22 protein-coding genes and 2 tRNA genes are annotated in these 23803 nt (G+C 71.6%); 2 read left to right on the forward strand and 22 right to left on the reverse strand.

Annotation, left to right across the window (positions count from 1 at the left end; all coding sequences use genetic code 11):
- Positions 1–52: 52 nt before the first annotated feature.
- From ACIP67_RS34320 to ACIP67_RS34365, 10 genes are all read right to left on the reverse strand, one after another.
- A tRNA-Ala gene (locus ACIP67_RS34320) sits at positions 53–125 on the reverse strand.
- 173 nt (positions 126–298) lie between these two features.
- Positions 299–532: a hypothetical protein gene (locus tag ACIP67_RS34325; RefSeq protein ID WP_356572862.1), complete on the reverse strand. Its 234-nt coding sequence runs from the start codon at positions 530–532 to the stop codon at positions 299–301.
- Between the two features lie 3 nt (positions 533–535).
- Positions 536–709 carry a hypothetical protein gene (locus ACIP67_RS34330; protein ID WP_385065153.1) on the reverse strand — a complete coding sequence of 58 codons (174 nt, stop codon included), beginning with the start codon at positions 707–709 and terminating at the stop codon, positions 536–538.
- 393 nt (positions 710–1102) lie between these two features.
- Positions 1103–1175 (reverse strand) — tRNA-Ala (locus tag ACIP67_RS34335).
- Between the two features lie 238 nt (positions 1176–1413).
- Positions 1414–2088: a histidine phosphatase family protein gene (locus ACIP67_RS34340; protein WP_401697125.1), complete on the reverse strand. Its 675-nt coding sequence runs from the start codon at positions 2086–2088 to the stop codon at positions 1414–1416.
- Positions 2085–2531, reverse strand: coding sequence for a ribosome silencing factor (rsfS, locus tag ACIP67_RS34345; protein WP_401697127.1), 447 nt, complete (start codon positions 2529–2531; stop codon positions 2085–2087). Before rsfS ends, ACIP67_RS34340 begins: the two co-directional genes overlap by 4 nt.
- Positions 2532–2651: 120 nt before the next feature.
- Positions 2652–4544, reverse strand: coding sequence for an LCP family protein (locus tag ACIP67_RS34350; RefSeq protein ID WP_401697129.1), 1893 nt, complete (start codon positions 4542–4544; stop codon positions 2652–2654).
- Between the two features lie 16 nt (positions 4545–4560).
- Entirely contained in the window at positions 4561–5187 is a 627-nt protein-coding gene (gene nadD / locus ACIP67_RS34355) for a nicotinate-nucleotide adenylyltransferase (protein WP_385065163.1), read from the reverse strand.
- 79 nt (positions 5188–5266) lie between these two features.
- Positions 5267–5431 carry a hypothetical protein gene (locus ACIP67_RS34360; RefSeq protein WP_389512297.1) on the reverse strand — a complete coding sequence of 55 codons (165 nt, stop codon included), beginning with the start codon at positions 5429–5431 and terminating at the stop codon, positions 5267–5269.
- A 155-nt stretch (positions 5432–5586) separates the two neighbouring features.
- The gene (locus tag ACIP67_RS34365; RefSeq protein WP_401697130.1) at positions 5587–5748 is read right to left on the reverse strand and encodes a hypothetical protein; all 162 of its coding nucleotides are present in this window, start codon (positions 5746–5748) and stop codon (positions 5587–5589) included.
- A gap of 140 nt (positions 5749–5888) precedes the next feature.
- Between ACIP67_RS34365 and ACIP67_RS34370 the strand changes: the two genes are divergently transcribed.
- Positions 5889–6983, forward strand: coding sequence for a M48 family metallopeptidase (locus ACIP67_RS34370; protein WP_401697131.1), 1095 nt, complete (start codon positions 5889–5891; stop codon positions 6981–6983).
- 124 nt (positions 6984–7107) lie between these two features.
- Here ACIP67_RS34370 and ACIP67_RS34375 read toward each other — a convergent pair whose 3' ends face one another.
- From ACIP67_RS34375 to proB, 5 genes are all read right to left on the reverse strand, one after another.
- Positions 7108–8178, reverse strand: coding sequence for a hypothetical protein (locus ACIP67_RS34375; protein WP_401697132.1), 1071 nt, complete (start codon positions 8176–8178; stop codon positions 7108–7110).
- A gap of 99 nt (positions 8179–8277) precedes the next feature.
- Positions 8278–8889, reverse strand: a complete 612-nt coding sequence (locus ACIP67_RS34380; RefSeq protein WP_401697133.1) for a hypothetical protein — start codon at positions 8887–8889, stop codon at positions 8278–8280.
- Positions 8890–9044: 155 nt separating this feature from the next.
- Positions 9045–10331 (reverse strand): glutamate-5-semialdehyde dehydrogenase, encoded by a 1287-nt coding sequence (locus tag ACIP67_RS34385; protein WP_401697134.1) that lies wholly within the window; start codon positions 10329–10331, stop codon positions 9045–9047.
- Between the two features lie 93 nt (positions 10332–10424).
- Positions 10425–11021, reverse strand: coding sequence for a hypothetical protein (locus tag ACIP67_RS34390; RefSeq protein WP_401697135.1), 597 nt, complete (start codon positions 11019–11021; stop codon positions 10425–10427).
- Between the two features lie 159 nt (positions 11022–11180).
- Positions 11181–12308, reverse strand: coding sequence for a glutamate 5-kinase (gene proB, locus ACIP67_RS34395; RefSeq protein WP_401697136.1), 1128 nt, complete (start codon positions 12306–12308; stop codon positions 11181–11183).
- Between the two features lie 216 nt (positions 12309–12524).
- On the opposite strand from proB, the gene ACIP67_RS34400 reads away from it, so the two are divergent.
- Positions 12525–13922, forward strand: a complete 1398-nt coding sequence (locus ACIP67_RS34400) for a polysaccharide pyruvyl transferase family protein (protein WP_401697138.1) — start codon at positions 12525–12527, stop codon at positions 13920–13922.
- 413 nt (positions 13923–14335) lie between these two features.
- Here the strand turns inward: ACIP67_RS34400 and ACIP67_RS34405 are convergent, their stop codons facing one another.
- The 7 genes from ACIP67_RS34405 to rplU form a co-directional block, all read right to left on the reverse strand.
- Complete coding sequence (locus tag ACIP67_RS34405; protein WP_401697139.1) at positions 14336–15556, reverse strand: glycosyltransferase family 2 protein; 1221 nt, start codon at positions 15554–15556, stop codon at positions 14336–14338.
- A gap of 286 nt (positions 15557–15842) precedes the next feature.
- Positions 15843–17960, reverse strand: coding sequence for a hypothetical protein (locus tag ACIP67_RS34410; RefSeq protein WP_401697141.1), 2118 nt, complete (start codon positions 17958–17960; stop codon positions 15843–15845).
- A gap of 165 nt (positions 17961–18125) precedes the next feature.
- Positions 18126–19625, reverse strand: a complete 1500-nt coding sequence (locus tag ACIP67_RS34415; protein ID WP_401697143.1) for an SDR family NAD(P)-dependent oxidoreductase — start codon at positions 19623–19625, stop codon at positions 18126–18128.
- Positions 19626–19850: 225 nt separating this feature from the next.
- On the reverse strand, positions 19851–21065 hold the full coding sequence (locus tag ACIP67_RS34420) for a hypothetical protein (RefSeq protein ID WP_401697144.1): 1215 nt from the start codon (positions 21063–21065) through the stop codon (positions 19851–19853).
- 507 nt (positions 21066–21572) lie between these two features.
- Positions 21573–23018 (reverse strand): GTPase ObgE, encoded by a 1446-nt coding sequence (gene obgE, locus ACIP67_RS34425; protein ID WP_401697146.1) that lies wholly within the window; start codon positions 23016–23018, stop codon positions 21573–21575.
- A gap of 128 nt (positions 23019–23146) precedes the next feature.
- The gene (gene rpmA / locus ACIP67_RS34430; RefSeq protein ID WP_401697148.1) at positions 23147–23401 is read right to left on the reverse strand and encodes a 50S ribosomal protein L27; all 255 of its coding nucleotides are present in this window, start codon (positions 23399–23401) and stop codon (positions 23147–23149) included.
- Between the two features lie 14 nt (positions 23402–23415).
- Positions 23416–23736 (reverse strand): 50S ribosomal protein L21, encoded by a 321-nt coding sequence (gene rplU, locus ACIP67_RS34435; RefSeq protein WP_004931419.1) that lies wholly within the window; start codon positions 23734–23736, stop codon positions 23416–23418.
- Positions 23737–23803: the final 67 nt, after the last annotated feature.

Here is a 23803-nt window from a genome sequence, read left to right on the forward strand (position 1 = left end):
GGGAACGAAAAAGATCCCGCCGGATCATTTCTGATCCGGCGGGATCTGCTTGTGGAGCTAAGGAGAATTGAACTCCTGACCTCCTGCATGCCATGCAGGCGCTCTACCAACTGAGCTATAGCCCCTTGTGGCCCTGCGGCGAAGCCGCATCTCGACCGTGTCGCCCGGTTTCCCCGGCGGCGACGCCAACATTACACGGTCCAGGGGGTGAACCACCAAATCGTTTCCGTTGCGTCCGGATTCGGGCGGGATGTCACGCGAGGTCAGCTCGGGACCGGTGGGATGCGATGGGGTCCGGTCACGCGGTGACGAACGAATAGAACCGCTTCAGCGTGCAGTGCTCCTCGAGGAGCCGGCCGTAGATCGGCTCACCCTCGAGTTCGCGGTACGTCTCGATCGGGTCGCCTTTTATGATCAGCGCCCGCGCGCATTCCTCGCACCAGTACTGGTAGTCGGAGTTGACCGGTTCCATGTCGCGGACGATCGGGGTGCCGCTGCCGCACCAGTCGCACTTCCGCCTGTGTGCACCCATCGATCAGCTCCAGCTGTGGCCGCAGGCCGTGCACACGTAGGAGATCCCGCCGTTGTCCCCGAGGACCTGGGCGACGAACGCGGAACCGCAGGAAGGGCAGCTGAGCCGGGTGGCCGTCCCCCGTGTCGACGCTGCTTCGAAGAGGTGGCCGACCTCTCCGAGGATGCTCGTAGGCATCGCTGCTCCCTCCCGTCGGGCCGCGCCCCCTTCCGGCCGTTTGATTCTGCCACGGCCGGGCCAATACGGTCAGCGACGCCTCAGTACCAGTCCGGACACGGCACCGGGCGGCTGTCGCGGCGAGCGCGAACATGCATGTGAGAAGCGCTTTCACAGAGGTATACGCCCGCGGGGCCCGAGTGACTCAGCCGCCGCGGGAACAGTCTGCCGAAATCGGCCGTGCGAGGGGGAACCGGATCTCGGCGTGGACGTCACCCGGTGGACGCGGCCGGCGGAGGGAGCAGGAGTCCCGTACGGCCCGGGCGCTGTTGCTCGGGCAATGAGAAATCCCGCCCCCTGAGGGGCGGGATCTTCTTCTACCGATCTTTGACGACTCCGCAGAGTGTCGATCAGTGGAGCTAAGGAGAATTGAACTCCTGACCTCCTGCATGCCATGCAGGCGCTCTACCAACTGAGCTATAGCCCCTTGCGTTCTTCCCGCTCGGCGGGGCGAACAAGAAGAACTTTAGCCTGCGACCTGCCGGAAAGTGAAATCCGGGTCCCGGGCCGGTCCGGTCGGCGCCCGGTCGACGGCCGGTCGGACACCGCCGGCGCCGGGTCCGTACCGGCCGTCCGTCGGCCTTGATCGGCCCGGCCGTCCGGCCGACGCCGGCCACCGTCGCCCGGCCACCGTCGCCCGGCTACCGCCACCCGGCCGCCGGCGCTCAGTCGTCGTCGCCGAGCACCGGCTCCGGCAGGGTGCCGGCGTTGTGCTCGAGGAGGCGCCAGCCGCGTGCGCCCTCGCCGAGGACGGACCAGCAGCAGTTGGACAGGCCGCCGAGGCTCTCCCAGTTGTGGGCCTCCAGGCCGAGGAGACGGCCGATGGTGGTGCGGATCGTGCCGCCGTGGCTGACGACGACGAGGGTGCCGTCCTCGGGCAGTTTCTCGGCGTGCCGCAGCACGACGGGAGCGGCGCGGTCGGCGACCTCGGTCTCCAGTTCGCCGCCGCCGCGCCGGACCGGCTCGCCGCGCTTCCACGCGGCGTACTCGTCGCCGAACCGGGCGACTATCTCCTCGTGCGTCAGCCCCTGCCACACGCCCGCGTACGTCTCGCGCAGCCCCTCGTCGTGAGTGATCTCCAGGCCGGTGAGCGCGGCGAGCTCGGCGGCCGTGGACGCCGCCCGGGACAGGTCCGAGGCGACGATCGCGTCGGGCCCCAGGGAGGCGAGCAGCCGGGCGGCGCGACGGGCCTGGGCGACGCCGGTCTCGGTCAGCCGGACGTCCGTCGTGCCCTGGAAGCGGCGCTCCACGTTCCACGCGGTCTGGCCGTGCCGCCAGAGGATGACGCGGCGGCCGCGGCCCGGCGTGCGGCCGGCCGCGGCCTGCGGGCCGGCGCTCACCGCAGGTCCCCGAAGCCGCTGGTCTCCTCCTCGGCCTCCTGCAGCCGGGCGTGCTCGGCGGCCTTGCCGCGGGTCGCCTTGGCGTCCTCGGGCAGGTCCAGCTCGGGGCAGTCCTTCCACAGCCGCTCGAGGGCGTAGAAGACACGCTCCTCGCTGTGCTGGACGTGCACGACGATGTCGACGTAGTCGAGCAGGACCCAGCGGGCCTCGCGGTCGCCCTCGCGGCGCACCGGCTTGGCGCCGAGATCCTTCAGGAGGCGCTCCTCGATCTCGTCGACGATGGACTTGACCTGGCGGTCGTTGGGGGCGGAGGCCAGCAGGAAGGCGTCCGTGATCGACAGCACGTCGCTGACGTCGTAGGCGATGATGTCGTGCGCGAGCTTGTCGGCGGCCGCCTGGGCGGCGGCGGTGATGAGCTCGAGGGAGCGGTCGGTGGCGGTCACTACACGGCTTTCCGTCGGCGGTCGTTTGACCTCAAGGGTCTCACGGACCGCCGACGGGACCCGGGCGACGGAGGTGACCGCACCGCGGTGGCGGCCTCCGCCGGCCCGTCGGCGGAGGGGCTAGGACGACGCGGGCTCGTAGTCCTGGCCCAGGACGACGGAGACGTCGGCGTTGGCGGCGACCGTGCCCTTCTTCACGGCGCTGGTGGACAGGCCCAGGGTCTTGGCGACCTCGGTGGCGTTCTCCTTCTGGGCGGCGTCCGCGTAGAGCACCTCGGAGGCGGACTCGGTGCCGGACGGCGTGCCGCCCTCCAGGAAGGTGAAGCCGCCGTTGAGGAGCACCACGCGCGCGTCCTCGGTGTTGGCCTTGGTGCCGCTGGCGTTCTGTACGGAGACGCTGACGGCGGCGTCCTGGTCGGGGCTCTTGGCGGTGCCGCCGAGGACGTCCTTGACGACGCTCGCGCTGGCCTCGGCGTCGAGCGTGCCGTCGGCCTGCACGGGCAGCAGGGCGGTCTTGTGGTCGCCGCCCTTGGCGAGGTCGGCGAGGCCGGCGAGGAACGCGCCGAGGTCCTTGTCGGTGAGCGAGGGGTCGAGGATCTGGGCCAGCGTCTGGACGGTGACCGTGGCGGCCTGGGCGTCGGAGGACACCTTGCGCAGCACGCCCTGCATGACCTGGCCGAACCGCTCCAGCTGGGCGTTCTGGGCCTCGCCCTCGGCGCGGTAGGTGGCGTAGGCGACGGCCATCTTGCCGCTGAGGGTCTGGTCCTCGCCCTTGTTGACCAGGGGGGCCTGGCCCTTCTCGGCGTCCGGGTCGGGGACGTCGGTGTCGGTGTCGACCTCGATGTTGCCGACCAGGTCGACGAGGTTCTGCAGGTAGGGGGTGTCCAGCCGCCAGGTGCCCTCGATGTCGGTGCCGAGGACGGTGTCCAGCGCCTCGCGGGTGCCTGCCGAGCCGTCCTCGTCGACCGACTTGGCGAGGGTGGTCGTGGTGCCGTCGTCGGTGGTGACGACGAGGGAGTTGGGCAGCAGGACGGTGGTGCCGTGCCCGGTGGTGGTGTTGTCGACGAGCAGCACCGTGGAGGTGCCGCCCTGGGCGGTGTCGTGCAGGTGGACGACGACGACGTCGCGCTTCTGGGCGGAGGCCGCGGTGGTGGTGCCGGTCGCCTTGTCGTCGGAGGAGGACAGGCCGGGCAGCTTCCCCGCGGACCAGAGGTAGCCGACGCCGCCGACCGCGGCCAGGGCGAGCACCACGGCCAGGGCGACGAGGCGGCTGCGGGCGCGGCGTTTGGCCTCCTCGCGGCGCTCGGTGCGGTTCTCGGTGAAGTTCAGCCAGTCGATGACGTCCTCGGAGTCGCCGTCGGGCTCCTCGACGAAGGCGAACTGCTCGGTCTGGTAGTCCCGTTGGCGGGGGACGGAGGCTTCCTGGTCCGGCGCGGCCGCCGTCTCCTGCGCGGCCGGTGCGGCCTGCTGGGGGATGTAGGCGGTCTGCTCGGCGACGCGCGGCTGCTGCCCGCCGGCGGCGGTCTGCCCGTAGGGGTCGTAGGGCGCGTCGGACGGGCCGCCGCCCTGCGGGGCGTACGTGCCGACGCCGTAGGGGTCGTGGACCGGGGCCTGCTGCCCGGTGTCGTACGGATCGCGGACCGGGGCCTGCTGCCCGGTGTCGTACGGGTCGCGGACCGGGGCCTGCTGCCCGGTGTCGTACGGATCGCGGACCGGGGCCTGCTGCCCGGTGTCGTACGGATCGCGGACCGGGGCCTGCTGCCCGGTGTCGTACGGGTCGCGGACCGGGGCCTGCTGCCCGGTGTCGTACGGGTCGTAGGCCGGGGCCTGCTGCTGCCCGGCCGTGGCGTACGGGTCGTAGCCGTAGCCCTGCTGCTGCCCGTACGGGTCGTAGGCCTGCTGCGGGACCTGCTGCTGTTGCGGGACCTGCCGGTACACGGGCCGGCCGTACTCGTCGTAGCCGACGAGCTCGTAGGCGTCTTCCCCGTGATCCGCGTCGTATCGGTCGTTCACCGGTGCCCCTCTCGGCTCACTCGCCGCGGTACAGCTCGCGTTTGTCGATGTAGCGCACGACTCCGTCCGGCACCAGATACCAGATGGGGTCGCCCTTGGCGACTCTCGCTCGGCAGTCCGTGGAGGAGATGGCCAGGGCGGGCACCTCGACGAGGGAGACGCCGCCTTCGGGGAGTCCGGGGTCGTTGAGGTGGTGTCCCGGCCGGGTGACCCCGACGAAGTGGGCGAGGGAGAACAGTTCCTCGCTGTCCCGCCAGGTGAGGATCTGGCCGAGGGCGTCGGCGCCGGTGATGAAGAACAGGTCGGTGTCGGGGTTGAGGGCCCGCAGGTCGCGCAGGGTGTCCACGGTGTAGGTGGGGCCGCCGCGGTCGATGTCGATGCGGCTGACCGAGAACTGCGGGTTCTCGGCGGTGGCGATGACCGTCATGAGGTAGCGGTCCTCGGCCGGGGAGACCCTGCGGTGGCTCTTCTGCCAGGGCTCGCCGGTCGGGACGAACACGACCTCGTCCAGGTGGAACTGCGCGGCGACCTCGCTCGCCGCCACCAGGTGCCCGTGGTGGATCGGATCGAACGTTCCGCCCATGACGCCGAGGCGGCGCTTGCCCGGGTTCGACGGGCCGGTAGGCATGTCCTGCTCTCCCATGCGTGCAGACCCTACCGGCCCGCCCTGAGGGCCCCGGCCGACGGATGTCCGGGGTGCCCCGGTATGGACATGGTGTGCCTCAGCGGTCGCGGTTGAAGCGGGTGGTGACCCACAGCAGGAGCAGCAGGATGACGAACGCGCCCCCGCCGGTCAGCAGGGGGTTCAGGCTCTCGTGGTTGCCGCCGTGCTCCTCGCCCTCGGCGGCGAGGGTGACCAACTGGGCAGCGGCGCTGTGGAAGCTCATCTTCGGCAGGACCTATCGCGTGTGGGCGGGATAAAGATGTCGGCTCATCGTAAGCGGGTGCCTCTTCGCCCATCACGCCGACTCCACCGTTGGGGAGAGCCGTTGCCTCCCGGCGGCGGGGCGACGGGCACCCGGAGGGGAACCTTCCCGCCCGCTCAGTCGTCCTTCCGCTTGTAGCCCCGCAGCAGGAACCAGGCGGTCAGTGCGCAGCCCAGGACCATCACGATCAGGACGATCCGGAGAAGGTTCCCCGTCCCCTGCTGCTGGGCGGCGTCTGCGGCCTGGGCGATCCAGACGGCCGCGGGGTGGTGCTCCATGGCGCGGGACTCCTTCGGTGTGGTGCCCGTCCACCGTAACTCCGCCTAGGCTGGGCCCCGCTTCGGGGGCGCAAAGGGCAGTACAAGGGTCCGCAAAGGGCCAGACATACGAGGGCCAGACACACGCACTGGGGGAAGACATGTCCGACGACGGCCACGAGCAGACCGGCCACGCGAAGGTGCCGAGCAGGCAGCGCAGGCGCTTCCCCGGGATCTCCTCGCGTGCCTACGAGCACCCGGCGGACCGTTCGGCGCTGGTGGCGCTGCGCAAGCTGAGCGGCTTCGACACGGTCTTCAAGGCGCTCAGCGGGCTGCTGCCCGAGCGGAGCCTGAGACTGCTGTTCCTGTCCGACTCGGTCCGCGTCTCCGACCAGCAGTTCGCCCATCTGAACGACATGCTGCGGGACGCCTGTTACATCCTGGACCTGGAGAAGGTCCCGCCGATGTACGTCAACCAGGACCCGCAGCCCAACGCGATGTGCATCGGCCTGGACGAGCCGATCATCGTGGTCACCACGGGCCTGGTCGAGCTGCTCGACGAGGAGGAGATGCGGGCGGTCATCGGGCACGAGGTGGGGCACGCGCTGTCCGGCCACGCCGTCTACCGGACCGTCCTGCTGTTCCTGACGAGCCTCGCCCTCCGGGTCGCCTGGATCCCGCTGGGCAACCTGGCGGTCATGGCGATCGTGACCGCCCTGCGCGAGTGGTTCCGCAAGTCGGAGCTGTCCGCGGACCGGGCCGGGCTGCTCGTCGGACAGGACCTGAAGGCGTCGATGCGCGGTCTGATGAAGATCGCGGGCGGTAACCACCTGCACGAGATGAACGTGGACGCGTTCCTCCAGCAGGCCGAGGAGTACGAGGCCGGCGGTGACCTCCGCGACTCCGTGCTGAAGATCCTCAACGTGCTGCCCCGCTCCCACCCCTTCACCACGGTCCGCGCGGCCGAGCTGAAGAAGTGGTCGGAGTCCCGTGACTACCAGCGGATCATGGACGGCCACTACCCGCGGCGCAGCGACGACAAGGACACCTCGGTCGCCGACTCCTTCCGCGAGTCGGCGTCGCACTACGCCGACCACGTCAAGAACTCCAAGGACCCGCTGATGAAGCTGGTCAGCGACATCGCGGGCGGGGCCGGCGGTCTGGGCGGCCGGGTCCGGCGCGGCTTCGACGGCTTCACCAGCTCCCCGCCGCCGAACGACCGCCCGGCCGACGCGCCCCCGCGCGAGGACGACTGAGCCGAGGGGACGACCGAGCCGAGGGGACGACCGAGCGGAGGAGACGACCGAGCGGAGGGGACGACCGAGCGGAGGAGACGACCGAGCGGAGGGACAGCCGCCTGGTCGGCCGTGCGCCGGGGGTTCACACCTTCGGCTGCGCACTCCCCGCCAGTGATCCGCACAGTGCCGTCGCTCCGCCCGTCGCGTACGGGTCGGTGCCGGCCGGACCACCCGCCTTGGCGGTCTGGCCGGCGAGCAGGGGCCGCAGGTGGTTCGTGGAGTCCTCGCCGCAGGACAGCGGTCCGGCCTGGACGTAGGAGACGATCAGCTGGGTCTGGCGCAGCCGCAGGTCGTCGCGGTCGAAGCGGAACTGCAGCTCGCGGCGGACGGTGAACAGCGAGGCCGGCGCCTCAGCGTCGGCTCCGGCCGGCCGCAGCGCGTACACGAAGGTGTGGTCGGCGGTGACCTCCAGGGTGGAGGAGTCGGCCTCGGCGGCCTGGAGCGTGCCCTGGACACGGATCTTGCGGTCGGCGAGCTCCGCCCTGGCCGGGTCGAAGCGGACGAGCCAGCCGGTCGGCGCGTGCCGCCCGTCCGCCGTCGGACGGGCGAAGCTCTGGTCGAACTGGTCGAGCTGGTCGGGGTCGATCAGCACCCGCACGGGCCGCACCTGCCGGCCGGTGAGCACCTCCGGGTAGAGGGAGGAGCGCACGATGTAGTCCTTGGCGGTGGTCAGGGCGGTGACGACCTGGCTGTCGGAGAAGTGCGCGGTGCGCCGGGAGGCGGGCAGCGGGATGCCCTCGGCGCCGATGCGGTACTGCGCGGCGGGGCTGTGCGCGTACAGGTACTCGGGGTCGGCCGTGCCGGGCACGGCGGCCTGCGGGGCGAGCGGGATGACGGTCATCCGCAGGGGTTCCACGGTGCGGCGGGCGGTCGGGGTCTGGTAGGGGTGGCGGACGCCCATGTAGATCGCGGTGCCGAAGGCCAGGGCGATCAGGACGACCAGGACGAGCGCCTGCCGGGACAGTCCCCGGCGCAGGGGCGGGCGGCGGCGGACGGCGGGCGCGTGGTCGGTGATGCGCTCCTCGGCGGAGTACTCCTGGAGGCGGGCAGCGCGGACGAACGATTCGTCGAAGACGACGGATCGGTACTCGTCCTCCGCTCCACCGGGAGCTCCCTCGGGTGTCCCCTCCGGTGGGTCTCCGGGCCCGCCCATACCTTCAGAGTAGGTCGCCGGAGGCTCGCATAAACGCCCTGGTACACGACAACTTCTGACATGTTCTCACCCATCGGCGAGGTGTCGTCCCGGCCGGGCTCAGGGCGTGCGCGGGACGGCTGAGACGGGTGGCCGGTAAGAGTCGGCGGACGCGGACGGCACGGTCGGGTTCCCCTGTTCGAGCCCGGTCGAGGCGGGCGGCGGCACCTGCTCCCGGCTGCCCGCGGAGGCGCCCCGGTAGACCGCGGCGAAGGCCAGCGCGATCATGCCGACGCCCATCACCAAGGCGAGTATCCAGGCGACGGGACGGTGCCAGCGGACCTGCTTGCCGTACGTCCCGAAGGTGCCGTAGCGGCGGTCCCAGCCGTCGGGGTCGTCACCGTCGTCCAGGTCGTCGTAGTCCGGGTCGTGGCCGAAATCGCCCGGTCCGTCGGGGCCGTAGGGGTCGTCGTAGCGGTCGCCGCGGGCGCGGGCGCGGCGGGCCTCGGCCTCGGAGGCCTCCGCTCTGGCCTGCGCGGCGGCCAGGAGGCGCTCGACGGCGGTCGGCTCGTGCACCGCGGCCGCCTGTACGAAGGCCTCGTCGAAGACCACGGAGGCGAACTCTTCGTCCGACACCCCGCGGTCGTGGTCGTCGTCGGGCTCCCAGCCGTCCGGGAACGGCGTGCCCCCCACGTCCTCCGGCACGGATCCAGAGTAGACCTGGGGGGTCATTTTGGGCAGACGGTACGGACATTCATCCGTCTGGTGAGACGCCTGTCACGGCCTCGCGCACGCCCCTTCCCGAGCCGTACGCCCCCGTGCCGGGCCGTACGCCCCCGTCGGCGCCGCTCTGCCCGCGGGGGCGGGCCGGCCGCCGTGGGGCCGCGTCAGCGCCGGACGTGCCCGTCGCCGGTGACGATGTACTTGGTGCTGGTCAGCTCGGGCAGGCCCATGGGGCCGCGGGCGTGCAGCTTCTGGGTGGAGATGCCGATCTCCGCGCCGAAGCCGAACTGGCCGCCGTCGGTGAAGCGGGTGGAGGCGTTCACGGCGACCGTGGTGGAGTCGACCAGCTGGGTGAAGCGGCGGGCGGCCTGCTGCGAGGTGGTGACGATCGCCTCGGTGTGGCCGGAGGTCCACAGCCGGATGTGCTCGACGGCCTTGTCGAGCGAGTCGACGACCGCGGCGGCGATGTCGTACGACAGGTACTCCGTCTCCCAGTCCTCGGGCGTGGCCTCCACGACGGTCGCCTTGGAGTCCTCGGCGTACGCCAGCACGCGCTCGTCGGCGTGGACGGTGACCCCGGCCTCGGCGAGGGCGTCGAGGGCGCGCGGCAGGAACCGCGCGGCGATGTCCTGGTGGACCAGGAGGGTCTCGGCGGCGTTGCAGACGCTGACCCGGTGGGCCTTGGAGTTGATGAGGATCTCGACCGCCATGTCGATGTCGGCCTGGGCGTCGACGTAGACGTGGCAGTTGCCGGTGCCGGTCTCGATCACCGGGACGACGGACTCCGCGACGACCGTCCGGATCAGCGAGGCGCCGCCGCGCGGGATCAGGACGTCGACGAGGCCCCGGGCCCGCATCAGCTCCCGGACGCTCTCGCGGCTCTCGCCGGGCACGAGCTGGACGGCGTCGGCGGGCAGCCCGGCGCCGCCGACGGCGTCGCGGATCACCCGGACGAGGGCGGTGTTGGACTCGTAGGCGGAGGCCGAGCCGCGCAGCAGCACCGCGTTGCCGGACTTCAGGCACAGGGCCGCCGCGTCCACGGTGACGTTGGGGCGGGCCTCGTAGATGATGCCGACGACGCCGAGCGGCACGCGCACCTGGCGCAGGTCGATGCCGTTGGGCAGGGTCGAGCCGCGCACGACCTCGCCGACCGGGTCGGGCAGCGCGACGACGTCCCGGACGTCGGAGGCGATCGCCCGTACCCGCTCCGGGGTGAGGGTCAGCCGGTCGACGACCGACTCGGCGGTGCCGGCCTCGCGGGCCTTGGCGATGTCCTTGGCGTTGGCCTCGACGATCTCACTCGTACGGACCTCCAGCGCGTCCGCGATGGCGAGCAGCGCGTCGTCCTTGGCGGCCCGGGGCAGCGGCGCGAGGTCGGCGGCGGCGGCCTTGGCACGGTAGGCCGCCTGGGTGACCGGCGAGAGGGCGTCGTACGGCGAGAGCGTGGTCATACGGGAAGGGTAGTGCGCGGCGCGGGGCCGGACGGCGCTCGTTCCACACCCCGAGACACGCGGCGGGACCGCCCGGTGGCCGTCCGGAGCGGGTCAGTACGGGTGTACTCCGACGGGCGTCGCGGGGGGCGGACCGTAGCCCTCGGCGATGCGCTGGTGGTAGGTCTGGCGGTCGATGACCTCGAGGCCGACGATCTCCCACGGCGGCAGTCCGGCGGTCTGGCGGTGCTCGCCCCACAGGCGCAGGGCGACGGCGGCCGCGTCGTGCAGGTCGCGGGCCTCCTCCCAGTAGCGGATCTCCGCGTGGTCGACGGCGTAGCGGCTGGTCAGGAGGAAGGGGTGGTCGTGTGCGAGCTGTTCCAGGGCGCGCCGCAGCTCCCTGAGGTCGGCGTCCTCGCCGGAGACGCTGAGGGTGACGTGCCAGAGGCGGGGCAGCTCCTCGGGCCGGGTGGCCTCCGGGCCGCGGCGCTCGGCTCCCCGGTAGCGCTCGCCGGCCGCGACGCTGGTCAGCGCGCGCTCCTCGGCTCCCGCACGCGCGGTCGGCCGGCCGGCGGCAGCGGAGGAGGCGGACGGTCCGCCGGTCGCGGCGGGCGGTGTGCCGGCCGGGGACGCGCCCCCGGCGGACGCTGCTTCGCCGGTTCCGCCGGTACTCCCACGGGCCGCTGCCACCCCAGGGTGCACTCGTCTCACGACGGCCTCCTTCACGCAGCGCTCGTGCGGAATGTCCCGCGGAATATGTCCCGAAGACAAAGTTGAGCAGGCCGCACGGCTCCGCGGGGCGGTTTCACGGAACGTCCCCCACCGGTACCGACCGTTCGAGCGGGTGCGGGAGCGGCCGTTCGACGCCGGTCAGGGGTGCAGGACGACCAGGTCGTCCCGGTGGACGATCTCCCGCTCGTACTCGGCGCCCAGCTCTCGGGCCAGTTCGCGGGTGGACCGCCCGATCAGCTGGGGGATCTCCTTGGCGTCGAAGTTGACGAGCCCCCGGGCCACCGCGCGGCCCGTGACGTCGCGCAGCTCCACGGGGTCGCCCGCGCTGAACTCGCCCTCGACTGCGGCGATCCCGGCCGGCAGCAGCGAGGTGCGGCGCTCGACGACCGCGCGGACGGCGCCGTCGTCGAGGGTGAGCGAGCCCTGCGGGGTGGACGCGTGCTGGAGCCACAGCAGCCGGTCGGCGGAGCGCCGGCCGGTGCGGTGGAAGTAGGTGCCGGTGTCGCCGCCGGAGAGGGCGTCGGCCGCGTGGACGGCGCTGGTGAGGACCACGGGGATGCCGGCGGCGGCCGCGATGCGGGCGGCCTCGACCTTGGTGACCATGCCACCGGTGCCGACGCCCGCCTTGCCGGCGCTGCCGATGTCCACCCCGGCCAGGTCGGACGGCCCCCGCACCTCGGCGATCCGCGAGGTGCCCGGCTTGCCGGGGTCGCCGTCGTACACGCCGTCCACGTCGGAGAGCAGCACCAGCAGGTCGGCGTGGACGAGGTGGGCGACGAGGGCGGCGAGCCGGTCGTTGTCGCCGAAGCGGATCTCGTCCGTGGCGACGGTGTCGTTCTCGTTGACGACCGGGAAGGCGCCCATCGCCAGCAGCTTGTCGAGGGTGCGGGAGGCGTTGCGGTGGTGGGCGCGACGGCTCATGTCGTCGGAGGTCAGCAGGACCTGGCCGACGCGGACGCCGTAGCGGGCGAAGGAGGCGGTGTAGCGGGCCACGAGGAGGCCCTGGCCCACGCTGGCGGCGGCCTGCTGGCGGGCGAGGTCCTTGGGGCGGCGGCGCAGGCCCAGCGGGGCGAGGCCGGCGGCGATGGCGCCGGAGGAGACGAGGACGATCTCCCGCTCTCCCCCGCTGCGGCTCTTGGCCAGGACGTCGACGAGCGCGTCGACGCGGTCGGCGTCGAGTCCGCCCGAGGCGGTGGTCAGCGACGAGGAGCCCACCTTGACGACGATCCTGCGGGCCTCGCGTACGGCCTGCCTTGCCCCTGCCACCTGTGCTTCGTCCCCTCGCCTGGATCACGGCTGCCCTCCGGGCAATCTACGCGAAGGGACGCCCGGACGGCCTCCGGGTTTCACTCCCCGGACGCTCACGCCCCGTGACGGCCTGGTCACTGCTGCCGGACGGGGGGAAAGGCTGTACGCCTTCCCCGCCGGGATTGAAGGCAGTCCAAATTCATTTTGAAGTTTCCGTCACTTAAAGTTCGCCCTGTGAAGCGCATACTCCTGAGATCGGGGAAGGGCCCCTTCGACGTGATCCCCGTCGAGGAAGCCCTCCACCGCGACGTGATCGCCACCAATTCCGGCAACCTGATCTTCAGTGATGCCGCCCACAAGATCCTCACCACGCCGGACAGTGAGGTCTTCTCCAACGGCATGCGCACCGACATCGGTGCGGCCGGGCGGATCAACGACGAATACGACGCCTTCGTCGTGCCGCTCGCCAACGCCTTCCGGCCGTCGTTCGAGGCCGCGCTGCAACGGCTGACCCGGCTGATCGGCAAGCTGAAGATCCCGGTCGTCGTCCTGGGCGTCGGCGCGCAGACCGGGGTGACCTACGACCCGGCGCGGCTGAAGGCCATGGAGCCCACCGTGCGCGCCTTCTGCTCGGCGGTGCTGAACCACAGCGCCTCCATCGGCGTGCGCGGCGAGTTCACCGAGCAGTACCTCAACGACATGGGCTTCAAGGACGTCGAGGTCATCGGCTGCCCGTCGATGTTCCTGTGGGGCGACACCCTCACCGTCGAGAAGCGGGTGCCGGCGCTGAACGCGCAGTCCCGGGTCGCGGTCAACGGCTCGCACACCGCGGTGCGCGGCGGAGGCCTGCACAAGATCATCACCCGGGCGCACGGCCAGTACCCGAACCTGCGGTACATAGGCCAGAACCTCACCGACGCCAAGCAGCTGCACTGGCGGGACGTGGACTCCCCGGCGGGCAAGATCACCGAGATGCCGACCCACCCCGACCACCCGATGTACCGCGAGGACAAGGCCCGCGTGTACATCGACCCGGTCACCTGGATCGACGACCTGCGGGACTTCGACTACTCGTTCGGCTCGCGCATCCACGGCAACATCGCGGCGCTGCTGGCGGGCACGCCCGCGACCGTGCTGGCCTTCGACTCGCGCACGCTGGAGCTGTGCCGCTACTTCGAGATACCGCACCGCCTCCTCAGCGAGGTGCCCGCGGACCTCGATCCGGCGGAGCTGTACGAGGAGGCCGACTTCGGCCCGCTCACCGGCAACCACAAGGAGCGCTTCGACCGCTTCACGGCGTTCCTGGACAAGAACGGCCTGGACAACACCTTCACCCACGGTGACGGCGGCGAGGCCTTCGAGACGAAGCTGCGCTCGCTGTCCTTCCCGGCGGGCGTGCGCCCCTGGAACGACACCGGCGTGGCGTCCCTGACCAGCCGGTTCGGGTGGCTCCAGCAGCGCATCACGCAACTGGAGGGCGACAACGCCCAGCTGAAGAAGGACCTGGCCCGCTCCAAGGTCCTGGCCAAGGCGGCCGCCGCCAAGGCCGCGCTCCCCTCGCCCTCCATCTACCGCCGGGCGCGCCGTGCGGTCGGGGGCCCGCTGAAGCGCGCGCTGAAGCCGACGAAGTAGGCGCCGGCCGGCGCGGCGGGTGTCGCGGGTGCCCCGGGTTCCTCCCGCCGGGCACCACGCGCCGCCCTGGCGCCGTCGGCCGGGCCATCGGGACCGCTGCGGCGCCTCCAGGCCATCGGGACCGCTGCGGGCCTCCGGGCCATCGGGACCGCTGCGGCATCTCCGGGCCATCGGGACCGCTGCGGGCCTCCGGGCCATCGGCACCACTGCGGCGCCTCCGGGCCATCGGCACCACTGCGGCATCTCCGGGCCATCGGCACCACTACGGCATCTCCGGGCCATCGGCACCGCTGCGGGCCTCCGGGTTATCGGTACCACTGCGACGGGTCCGGACGGGGCGGGTCCGGACGGGGCGGGTCGCCGTAGTGGGTCCGCCGTGGTGGGTCCGCCGTGGTGGGTCCGCCGTCGGTGCCTCACGCCGCCGCGGGCCGCCCGGCGGTCGCGCCGCGCCGGGACAGCAGCCGCCGTACCTTCCGGGCGGCCCGCCGCAGGAAGGACCCGGCCGGCCCGCCGCGCCATCCCGGGTGGGCCTTGGCCTCACGCGGTCCGGCGAGGTAGACGCGGTCGGGTACGGCGGCCGTCCGGGACCGGAAGTGGGGGTAGGCGAGGTAGAGGCGGGTGCCGCGCTTCTCCAGCACGGGGGTGGGCTCCTGTCCCGCCTCTACGAAGCGCAGGACGTCCGCGAGCAGATCGGGGCGCCGCTCGGCCACCAGGTGCAGGCGCAGCCGTTCGTGGACGCGGAGGCGGTGGGCGACGCCCTCGTTCCAGTGGGCGTCCATCAGCGGCGCGGCCAGTTCCGTCTTGCTGCGCCGGGTCTCCTCGTCGTCGCGGAGGAAGACCGGCCCGAACTGCGGCAGGACGGTGACGAGGAACGGGCGGACCATGAGGGCGTCCCTGCGGGGGCCGGGCGGGAGCTTCCGCGCGAGGAGGTCCATCAGGGCGCGCGCGGAGTCGAAGCGCGGGGTGTGACCGCCGGTCCTGGTCACGTGCTTGCCGTCCGCGCGGCCCACCAGGTAGTAGCAGGTGTGGTCGGCCAGCACGGAGACGCCGTCGGCCCGCAGGTAGGCCTCCATCGTGAACAGCGCGTCCTCGCCGGTCCACAGGGACTCGTCGAAACGCATGCCGTGCCGTTCCAGCAGCGCGCGGCGGAACAGCTTCTGGGCGCTGAGCGTGAACTTGATGTCGGAGGAGAAGACGTCGGTGCGGTCGAGGTTCCTGCCCCACATCGACCGGGGCGCCTTGCGGTCGACGCCCTCGACGCGGCCGAGGACGACGTCCGTGCCGTTGGCGTCGGCCAGGGCGACCATGCGTTCCAGCGCCTCGGGGCCGAGCCGGTCGTCGGCGTCGAGGAAGAAGACGTAGCGGCCGGCGGCCCTGGCGAGACCGACGTTGCGCGGGCCGCCGGGGCCGCCGGAGTTCCGCTGGCGGACGACGGTGACGGCTATGGGGGCGCGGGCGGCGAACTCCTCCAGTTGCTCACCGGTGCCGTCCCGTGAGCCGTCGTCCACGGCGACGACCTCGAAGCGCGCCGGGTCCATCGACTGCGCCTCGACCGACGCCAGGCACTCGACCAGGTACGGCATCGCCTCGTAGGCGCCGATGACCACGCTGACGTCCGGCTCCGCCCGGATCATCGCTCCCCCTCGTCACGCATGCTCTCCCCCTCGTCATGTCTCCCGTCGTGCCGACGCTTCGACGCTTCGACGCTTCGACGCTTCGACGACCCGGTGGACGGGCTACGACGGGATGGGGTTGCTTCGACGGCTTTCGTCCTCGTATGTGTCCCGCGCGACGGCGCACGGAAACGGCTCGGCCCCCGGAGATCACTCTCCGGGGGCCGAGCCGATGGGGTGGCGGGGACGGCCTCCAGCCGGGGGCGGGCGCCGGTCGCGCCGTCGTCAGGCGGTCGTCGGGCGGTCGTCAGGCGGTGGTCAGACCGTCCGTCAGGCCTTCCGCGGCCACGCCCTCGTCCGCCAGGGCGTCCGCCGCGTCCGCCGCGCCGGCCGCCGCGGCGACGGCCAGGGACTCCTGGCCGACGTTGCGTGCCTCGGCCTTCAGCGCGAGGTCGGCCACGGCGGTGTTGAACTGCTCGATGGAGGTCGGCTCGTCGGGGCCGAGCAGGTACTCCTTGAGCTCCTTGCGGTCCTCGGCCAGCGGGTCGGCGGCCGGGGTGCGCACGGCGTCCAGCAAGCGGTCCAGCTCGTCCGCGCCGTTGCCCAGGATCACGGCCGCGCGCACGGCGGTGTTCTGCCGCCGGAACTCCTCCGCGCCCAGCCCGGCCGAGTCGGTGACCGCGTACGGCTTGCCGCTGGCGATGAAGTCGGAGACGACGCTGGAGATGTCGGAGACCATCGCCTCGGAGGCGTTGAAGCAGTCGTACAGGCGCGGTCCGGCGCCGGTGACGACCCGGTGCTCGAAGGAGGGGAAGGAGCGCCAGTAGGCGTCGTTCCACTCGGTCCGCAGCCGGGCGGCCTCCTCGTGCTTGCGCATGTCCACCAGGCCGTCGCGGCTGGTCACGGCTTCGTCGGCCTTGTCGTCGAAGGCGAGCGACAGGGAGTCCAGGCGGGCCTTGAGCCGGGTCAGGTCGGACTTGGCGCGGGTCTGGGCGGCCGCGTCCGCGTCCGCGGTGAAGCGGGGGTCGGCGGCGCGCTGGGCGGCGGCCTTCTTGATCAGCGCGGTGATCCGGCGGTGGGCGGCGCCGGCCTTGGCGCTGCGGGTGCCGGTGAAGGGGTGCGGCTTGTACAGGACGCGGACCGGGGGCTCGGCCGCGATCAGCTTCTTCACGATGTTCTCGCCGGCCAGCAGGAGCGAGGTGTTGCCCGGGTTGTCGTCCCAGCCCTCCCAGGTGGGCGCGTACAGGACCGTCGGGATCCGTCCCTCGGACGGGCCCCGCCACGGCTCGATGGGGGCGAGCTGCGGGCGGCCGACCTCGACGATGTCCTCGTCGCGGATGCCGACGTCGGCGATGGCGTAGCGGTCGCGGCCCGCGCGGCCGGCGGTCCACACCTCGTCGTAGACCTTGCTGAACGGGTTGACGCTGGCGAGCTTGTCGCTGTCGCCGTGGCCGATGAAGACGTGCTTCATGGTGGGCACGCGCAGCAGGTGGATGTTCTTGCCGACGTTGGCCGCGTACAGCGCCACCCGCACCGTGGACAGGTCCATGTTCATCAGGTGCACCCCCCCGGGCACGCAGACGACGGGGACCGTGGTGGGCGCCATCTTCTCCAGGATGTAGCGCTCACGCAGGATGACCAGCGGCCGGGAGTCCAACTGCTCCATGGTCTCCAGCCACATGTTGACCTGGTACGCGGAGTCCTTGGAGCCGGAGAAGTACAGCACCGTCTCCGGGCGGTACTCGCGCAGCCAGGTGCTGACGGTCTTCAGCACCTTGTCGGCGTGGGGCGGGATCCGGTCGGCCCGCAGGTGCGGCACGAGCGCGAGGACGTAGAGCACGCCCAGGCCCACGGTCACGCCGACGCCCGCGTAGGCGGCGGGCGCGGAGTCGGTGAGGGCGTAGACGAGCAGGCCCACGACGGCCGCGAGGTCCAGGTGGAGCATCTTCACGCCGGCCCGGCTCAGCAGGCGGCGCGGCGGGGCGTCCGGGATGCGCATCCGGGAGGCCAGGTCGACGTTGCGGGTGACGACCGGCATCTGGCGGCGGTTGCCGATGAGGGTGACCAGCGCGCCGTGCGGGGCCTGGAGGCCGAAGAAGGCCGTGAAGCAGGCGATCGCGGCGTAGAAGGCGGGCTCCTCCGAGTGGCCCAGCCGGGCCAGCAGCAGGATGAGCAGCAGTTCCCGGATCAGGAAGCGGGTCGACAGGCCGGCTCTCACCTTGCCCAGCAGGGCGATGAGGTAACTGCCCTTGCGGTGGAGGTAGAGGTCCGCCAGGTACGTCACGGCGGCCACGGCGGCGAAGGCGGGGACGCTCGGGACGAGCGCGGCCAGCATGAGGCCGGGGTAGCCCAGCGTCATGAGGGCCGCCGCGGCCAGCTCGGCCGCACTGCCCACCCGGGCGACCCGAATAGCGGTGCTTATCACGGAGGAACCTGCTCTGGGAGGGGTGCCGGTCATAGGGGAAAAGAGCCGGAAAGTCCGGAAAATCCCCTGCGGGGGTTTCGGGAGTTTTACGGATTCAGGCCTCTGTGAATTCTCCGTAAACGAGGAGCCACAGAGGCCTGAATTCTCATGGCTATGAGCGCCCGATTATGCCACGCCGTCCTGTCGGTCCAGGACCCCCGCCAGGGCCTGCTCGAAACCGGAGGCCCGGCTGGCGTCGGCGGTCGGGTCCTGCTGGCGTACGTCGATGACGTGCCCGGTCAGCTCGGACAGCAGCACGTCGAGGGAGGTGCGGGCGACCGCCTCGGAGGACAGCAGGCTGCCCGCGGGTTCCTGGCCGAAGGCCTTGGTGCGCATCGGGGTCGCCGTGCGCTCGGGGTTGATGCAGTTGACGCGGACGCCGTCGCCGGCCCACTCGTCGGACAGTGCCTGGGTGAGATTCACCATGGCGGCCTTGGTCGAGGAGTAGAGGCTGTACTCGGCGCGCCCGCGGGTGTAGCTGCTGGAGGTGTACAGCAGCAGCTGGCCCTTGCTCTCGGCGAGGTACTTGTAGGCCGACCGGGCGATCTGCACGGGGGCCAGGTAGTTGACCTTCAGCGCTTCCTCGATGGTCGCGTTGTCGGTCTCGGCGAGCTTGCCGATGCGCAGCACACCGGCGGTGTTGACGACGTAGTCGATCCGGCCGGTCTCCGCGTACGCCTTGGACAGCGCGTCGTCGACCTCCTCCGGGTTCTCCACGTGGGTGCCGGTGGTGGAGCGGCCCAGGGCGTACACCGTGGCGCCGTAGGACTCGGCGAGTTCGGCGATGTCCTTGCCGATGCCGTACGAACCGCCGAAGACCACCAGGGTCCTGCCGGTGAGCAGGTCCCGGTAGGCCTCCTCGCCGTTCTGCTCGGGCGCGGCGGTGGAGGCGAGCTGGAAGAGCTTGTCGGCGATGAAGACGTCGACCGGCTGCGTCACCTTCATGTTGTACTCGTCGCCCGCGACGACGTGGATCGGCACGTCCGGCAGGTAGCGCAGCACGACCGTGCAGTCGTCGGTGGCCTGGAAGTTGGGGTCGCCCGCCGCCACCTCGTACGCCCGGCGGATCGTCGACAGCTTGAACGCCTGCGGGGTCTGGCCGCGGCGCAGCCGGGAGCGGTCCGGGATCTCGGTGATGAACTCGCCGTCCTCGCCGTGGGTCCGGGTCACGATGATGGTGTCCGCGGACGGGATGGCGACGTCGACCGCCTGGTAGCGGTCGAGCGCGGCGACGCAGTCGTCGATGACGCGCTGCGAGAGCAGGGGGCGCACGGCGTCGTGGAAGAGGACGTTGAGGTCCTCGCCGTCGGCCAGCCCCTCGCCCAGGGCCGCGATGGCGCGCTCGGTGGTCTCGTTCCGCGTGGTGCCGCCCTCGATGACCCGGGAGACCTTGGTGAACCCGGCCTTGGCCACGATCTTCTCGACGTCGGGCACATAGCCGGGCGCCATCAGCACGATGATGTCGTCGACGGAGTCGGCCTGCTCGAAGGTGGTCAGCGTGTGCTCGATGACTGCCTTGCCGGCGATCTTCAGCAGCTGCTTGGGGATCGACAGACCCACCCGCTGGCCGGTGCCACCGGCCAGGATCACTGCGGTGGTACGGGGCTTGGCTATGTGCTGGGACACAGGTGACCTACCTTGGGGCGACAGGGAACGGGGAAATGGTCCCACTTGCGGTTACCGCGATGCAAGGTGAGCGCCCTTCCGTGCATATGTGCACGCCATCTGTCATTCACCTTGTCGGCCCGGCGATTGACGAGACATGAGTGCGCCTTCCTCGGAGCCCCCGTGAAATCCTGTGAGTAAGTCCACAGGAAGCGGCGGCGGGCGGCCGGAAGCGGCGGAAAGCGCCTAGCGCCGCCGCAGCCGCTTCAGACAGCGGTGCCCCAACACTCTCACGAGTTCCTTCGACGGCGTCCCATGCACCGTGCGCGCCTTGCCGGCGGGTTCGGCGGCCACCGCGGCGAGCGCGCCGTACAGCGCCTGAGCGGCGACTTCGGGTGAGATCCGGGGCTCCTCCTCGGGCTGCCCGGCCTCCTGTGCGGGACGGTGGGCGGGCTTCGGCACGGCGGACAGCAGGCCCGGATCGCCGATGACGCGCACGCCCATGGCCTCGATGCGCCCGGTCATCTCGGCGCCGATCGCGGCGGCCGCCTCGGCCGCCCAGGCCGGGGTGGAGATCCGCACGTCGCGGGACGTGGGGCTGCACGCGTTCTTCATATGCATGACCGCGCCGTGACGGACCAGCCTGGAATAGAGCTCGTCGGGAAGTCCATTGCCGCGGAATTCCTTATTGAGATTGCGCAGCATTTCGGTCTCGGCGAGCGTGAGCGAACGGTTCGCCGTGTCGGGCACGGGCTGCAGGAGCCGGTCCGGCAGGCCGAGCAGCGCCTCGAAGGTGCGCATCAGCCCGTCGCGGTCCCGGTCGTCGACCACCACGACGGTGACCCGGTCGGCGCCCACCACCCGCACCCACCGTTCGACGAGCCGGTCGTGCCGGTGGCGCCGCCAGAAGCTCGGGTTGGGCTTCTCGTAGGGCGCCTTGCGGAGCATGTGCTCCAGCCACTCCTCGTAGCTCATCCGCAGCCCGTTCTGCACGTACTGCTGCCACTGCGAGGGCATGATCCGCACCAGCGGGCGCAGGGTCACCAGGACGTGGACGCGCTCCCCGCCCAGTTGCCCGACGATCCGCTCGATCGTCTCGTCGTCGGGGGCGTCGGCGAAGAACTCGCTGCTGATCACCGACGTGCTCCGGCCGGTGGCGCGCACCTGCTCGACGAACCGGGTCCAGTGCTGCTCGGTGGGGGTGGTGTCCCCCATCATCCCGGAGCGGGCGCAGGCGGCCAGCACGGCCTGCATGGGGTGTCTGCTGGTCGCGGGGAACACGACGCCGCGCTCCGGCATCCGGTCCTTCGCCGCGAACAGGGCGCCCTGGATGGCGGTGGTCCCGGTCTTGTGCGGGCCGATGTGCAGCAGGCGGGTGCCGGTGGGCAGGGGCGCGGGGCGGCCGCCGGCCGCTCGGGTGTCGTTCACGTGCTTGTCGTCGCTCGTACAGTCCGTCTCCATGGTTAGGAGACGGTAAGAGACGTTCCTTAGGCGAAGCTGAGAGGAGCCTGGGTGTGCGATGAGTGACCGCTGGTCCCGGGCTGCTCCCCGCCGGTGTCAGGCCGGCCGTACGCCCGTCCTGCCGTCGCTCACGCACGGTTTCGCCGGCGTCCGGGCGGTCGCCTCGGGCTTCCGGACGGTGTCCACGACCCGCACTCCGGTACGGGGTGCCGGTACGGGGTGAGGGGGTACTGCTCCCCTCCTCCGGAGGCCTGAGGGTTCGGCGGCCACAGGCCGGCCCAGGCCGCGGGCGAGCCTCGAAGCGCCGCCGGACCCCGGACGCCGAAGAGCCCCGGGGCACGAACGGGCCCCAGGGCTCGGACGAACCCCGGCCCGTGGCCGAGCCTTGAAGCGCCGCCGGACCCCGGGCGCCGGAGGGTCCCGGACTGCCGGAGAGTCCGAGGGCACAGGCGGGTCGCAGACCGTGGGCGGCCCCGGGGCGCGCGAGTCCCGGGGGCTCCGGTGGGGTCAGAAGGGCTCGAAGCCCTCGAACTCCTCGGCGGCGTCGTCGCGTTCGGCCTGGCGGTCGCGGCGGCGCTGGGCCGCGGGCCGCGGGGCCTCGAAGCGGTGGTCCTCACCGCGGCGGCCGAGCATCTCGGCGCCGGCGGTCACCGTCGGCTCCCAGTCGAAGACGACGGCGTTCTCCTCGGGCCCGATGGCGACGCCGTCGCCGGACCGGGCCCCCGCCTTCATCAACTCGTCCTCCACGCCGAGGCGGTTGAGCCGGTCGGCGAGGTAGCCGACGGCCTCGTCGTTGCTGAAGTCGGTCTGCCGCACCCAGCGTTCGGGCTTCTCGCCCCGGACGCGGAACAGCAGCTCCCCGTCGATCTCCTCCCGCGTGACGGTGAAGCCCGCGTCGTCCACGGCCTTGGGCCGGATGACGATCCGCGTGGCCTCCTCCTTGGGCTTGGCCGCGCGGGCCCTGCCGACGAGGTCGGCGAGCGCGAACGACAGCTCCTTGAGCCCCGTGTGCGCGACGGCGGACACCTCGAAGACGCGGTAGCCGCGGGCCTCCAGGTCGGGGCGGACCATCTCCGCGAGGTCCTTGCCGTCCGGGACGTCGATCTTGTTCAGGACGACGATGCGGGGACGGTCGCCGAGCCCGCCGTACTCGCGCAGCTCCGCCTCGATGACGTCGAGGTCGCTGGCGGGGTCACGGTCGGATTCGAGGGTGGCCGTGTCCAGCACGTGCACGAGCACGCTGCACCGCTCGACGTGCCGCAGGAACTCCAGGCCCAGCCCCCGGCCCTGGCTGGCGCCCGGGATGAGACCGGGGACGTCGGCGATGGTGTAGACGGTCGAGCCGGCGGTCACCACGCCCAGGTTGGGCACGAGGGTGGTGAACGGGTAGTCGGCGATCTTCGGCTTGGCGGCGGAGAGCACGGAGATCAGGGACGACTTCCCGGCGCTCGGGTAGCCGACCAGCGCCACGTCGGCGACGGTCTTCAGCTCCAGCACGATGTCGTGCAGGTCGCCGGGCTCGCCGAGCAGCGCGAAACCGGGCGCCTTGCGGCGGGCGGACGCGAGAGCCGCGTTGCCGAGGCCGCCCCGCCCGCCCTGGGCGGCGACGAAGGAGGTGCCGTGCCCGACCAGGTCGGCCAGCACGTTGCCCGCCCTGTCGAGGACGACGGTGCCGTCCGGCACCGGGAGGACGAGGTCCTGCCCGTCCTTGCCGGAGCGGTTGCCGCCCTCGCCCGGCTTGCCGTTGGTGGCCTTGCGGTGCGGGGAGTGGTGGTATTCGAGCAGCGTGGTCACGGACTGGTCGACGGTGAGGATCACATCGCCGCCGCGCCCCCCGTTGCCGCCGTCGGGACCGCCGAGCGGCTTGAACTTCTCACGGTGGACGGAGGCACAGCCGTGGCCTCCGTTACCCGCGGCGACGTGGAGTTCGACGCGGTCCACGAAGGTGGTCATGGTGGGGTGCCTCCAGCACTTCGGTGATACGTACGGTTCTGTCTACTGCGTAACACGCGAAAGGCGGACCCGCCTTCCCGGATGGGAAGTGAGGTCCGCCTCGCGAAACGTTCGCGGAAAGCCTGAGGTCAGGCGGCCGGAACGATGTTCACGACCTTGCGGCCACGGTGGGTGCCGAACTCCACCGCACCGGCCTGGAGCGCGAACAGCGTGTCGTCGCCGCCGCGGCCCACGCCGGAGCCCGGGTGGAAGTGGGTACCGCGCTGGCGGACCAGGATCTCACCCGCGTTGACGACCTGACCGCCGAAGCGCTTCACGCCGAGCCGCTGGGCGTTGGAGTCGCGACCGTTCCGGGTGGACGATGCGCCCTTCTTGTGTGCCATGTCTCCTCAGTCCCTTACTTCGCAGCCGCGGGGATCTCAGTGACCTTGATCGCCGTGTACTGCTGGCGGTGGCCCTGACGACGGCGGTAGCCGGTCTTGTTCTTGTAGCGCAGAATGTCGATCTTCTGGCCCTTGTGGTGGTCCACGACCTCGGCCTGGACCTTGATGCCGGCCAGCACCCACGGGTCGCTGGTCACAGCGTCGCCGTCGACGACGAGCAGGGTCGAGAGCTCGACCGTGTCGCCCACCTTGGCGGTGGAAATCTTGTCAACCTCAACGATGTCACCGACAGCAACCTTGTGCTGGCGGCCACCGCTGCGCACGATGGCGTACACGCGGATCTCACTCTCTCGCTCGGGAACGGCACCCCCGCAGTCCAGCCACCCGGGAACGAACACGGAC

The sequence above is a fragment of the Streptomyces sp. NPDC088812 genome, from assembly GCF_044750285.1.
GTDB lineage: Bacteria > Actinomycetota > Actinomycetes > Streptomycetales > Streptomycetaceae > Streptomyces.

What these genes read in the sequence shown, in the direction of transcription:
- ACIP67_RS34325 (WP_356572862.1), bottom strand. Translation starts at nt 532, where the DNA reads ATGGGTGCACACAGGCGGAAGTGCGACTGGTGCGGCAGCGGCACCCCG.
- ACIP67_RS34330 (WP_385065153.1), bottom strand. Translation starts at nt 709, where the DNA reads ATGCCTACGAGCATCCTCGGAGAGGTCGGCCACCTCTTCGAAGCAGCG.
- nadD (WP_385065163.1), bottom strand. Translation starts at nt 5,187, where the DNA reads ATGGGAGAGCAGGACATGCCTACCGGCCCGTCGAACCCGGGCAAGCGC.
- ACIP67_RS34360 (WP_389512297.1), bottom strand. Translation starts at nt 5,431, where the DNA reads ATGAGCTTCCACAGCGCCGCTGCCCAGTTGGTCACCCTCGCCGCCGAG.
- ACIP67_RS34365 (WP_401697130.1), bottom strand. Translation starts at nt 5,748, where the DNA reads ATGGAGCACCACCCCGCGGCCGTCTGGATCGCCCAGGCCGCAGACGCC.
- ACIP67_RS34370 (WP_401697131.1), top strand. Translation starts at nt 5,889, where the DNA reads ATGTCCGACGACGGCCACGAGCAGACCGGCCACGCGAAGGTGCCGAGC.
- ACIP67_RS34375 (WP_401697132.1), bottom strand. Translation starts at nt 8,178, where the DNA reads ATGGGCGGGCCCGGAGACCCACCGGAGGGGACACCCGAGGGAGCTCCC.
- ACIP67_RS34380 (WP_401697133.1), bottom strand. Translation starts at nt 8,889, where the DNA reads ATGACCCCCCAGGTCTACTCTGGATCCGTGCCGGAGGACGTGGGGGGC.
- ACIP67_RS34385 (WP_401697134.1), bottom strand. Translation starts at nt 10,331, where the DNA reads ATGACCACGCTCTCGCCGTACGACGCCCTCTCGCCGGTCACCCAGGCG.
- ACIP67_RS34405 (WP_401697139.1), bottom strand. Translation starts at nt 15,556, where the DNA reads ATGATCCGGGCGGAGCCGGACGTCAGCGTGGTCATCGGCGCCTACGAG.
- ACIP67_RS34420 (WP_401697144.1), bottom strand. Translation starts at nt 21,065, where the DNA reads ATGGAGACGGACTGTACGAGCGACGACAAGCACGTGAACGACACCCGA.
- obgE (WP_401697146.1), bottom strand. Translation starts at nt 23,018, where the DNA reads ATGACCACCTTCGTGGACCGCGTCGAACTCCACGTCGCCGCGGGTAAC.
- rpmA (WP_401697148.1), bottom strand. Translation starts at nt 23,401, where the DNA reads ATGGCACACAAGAAGGGCGCATCGTCCACCCGGAACGGTCGCGACTCC.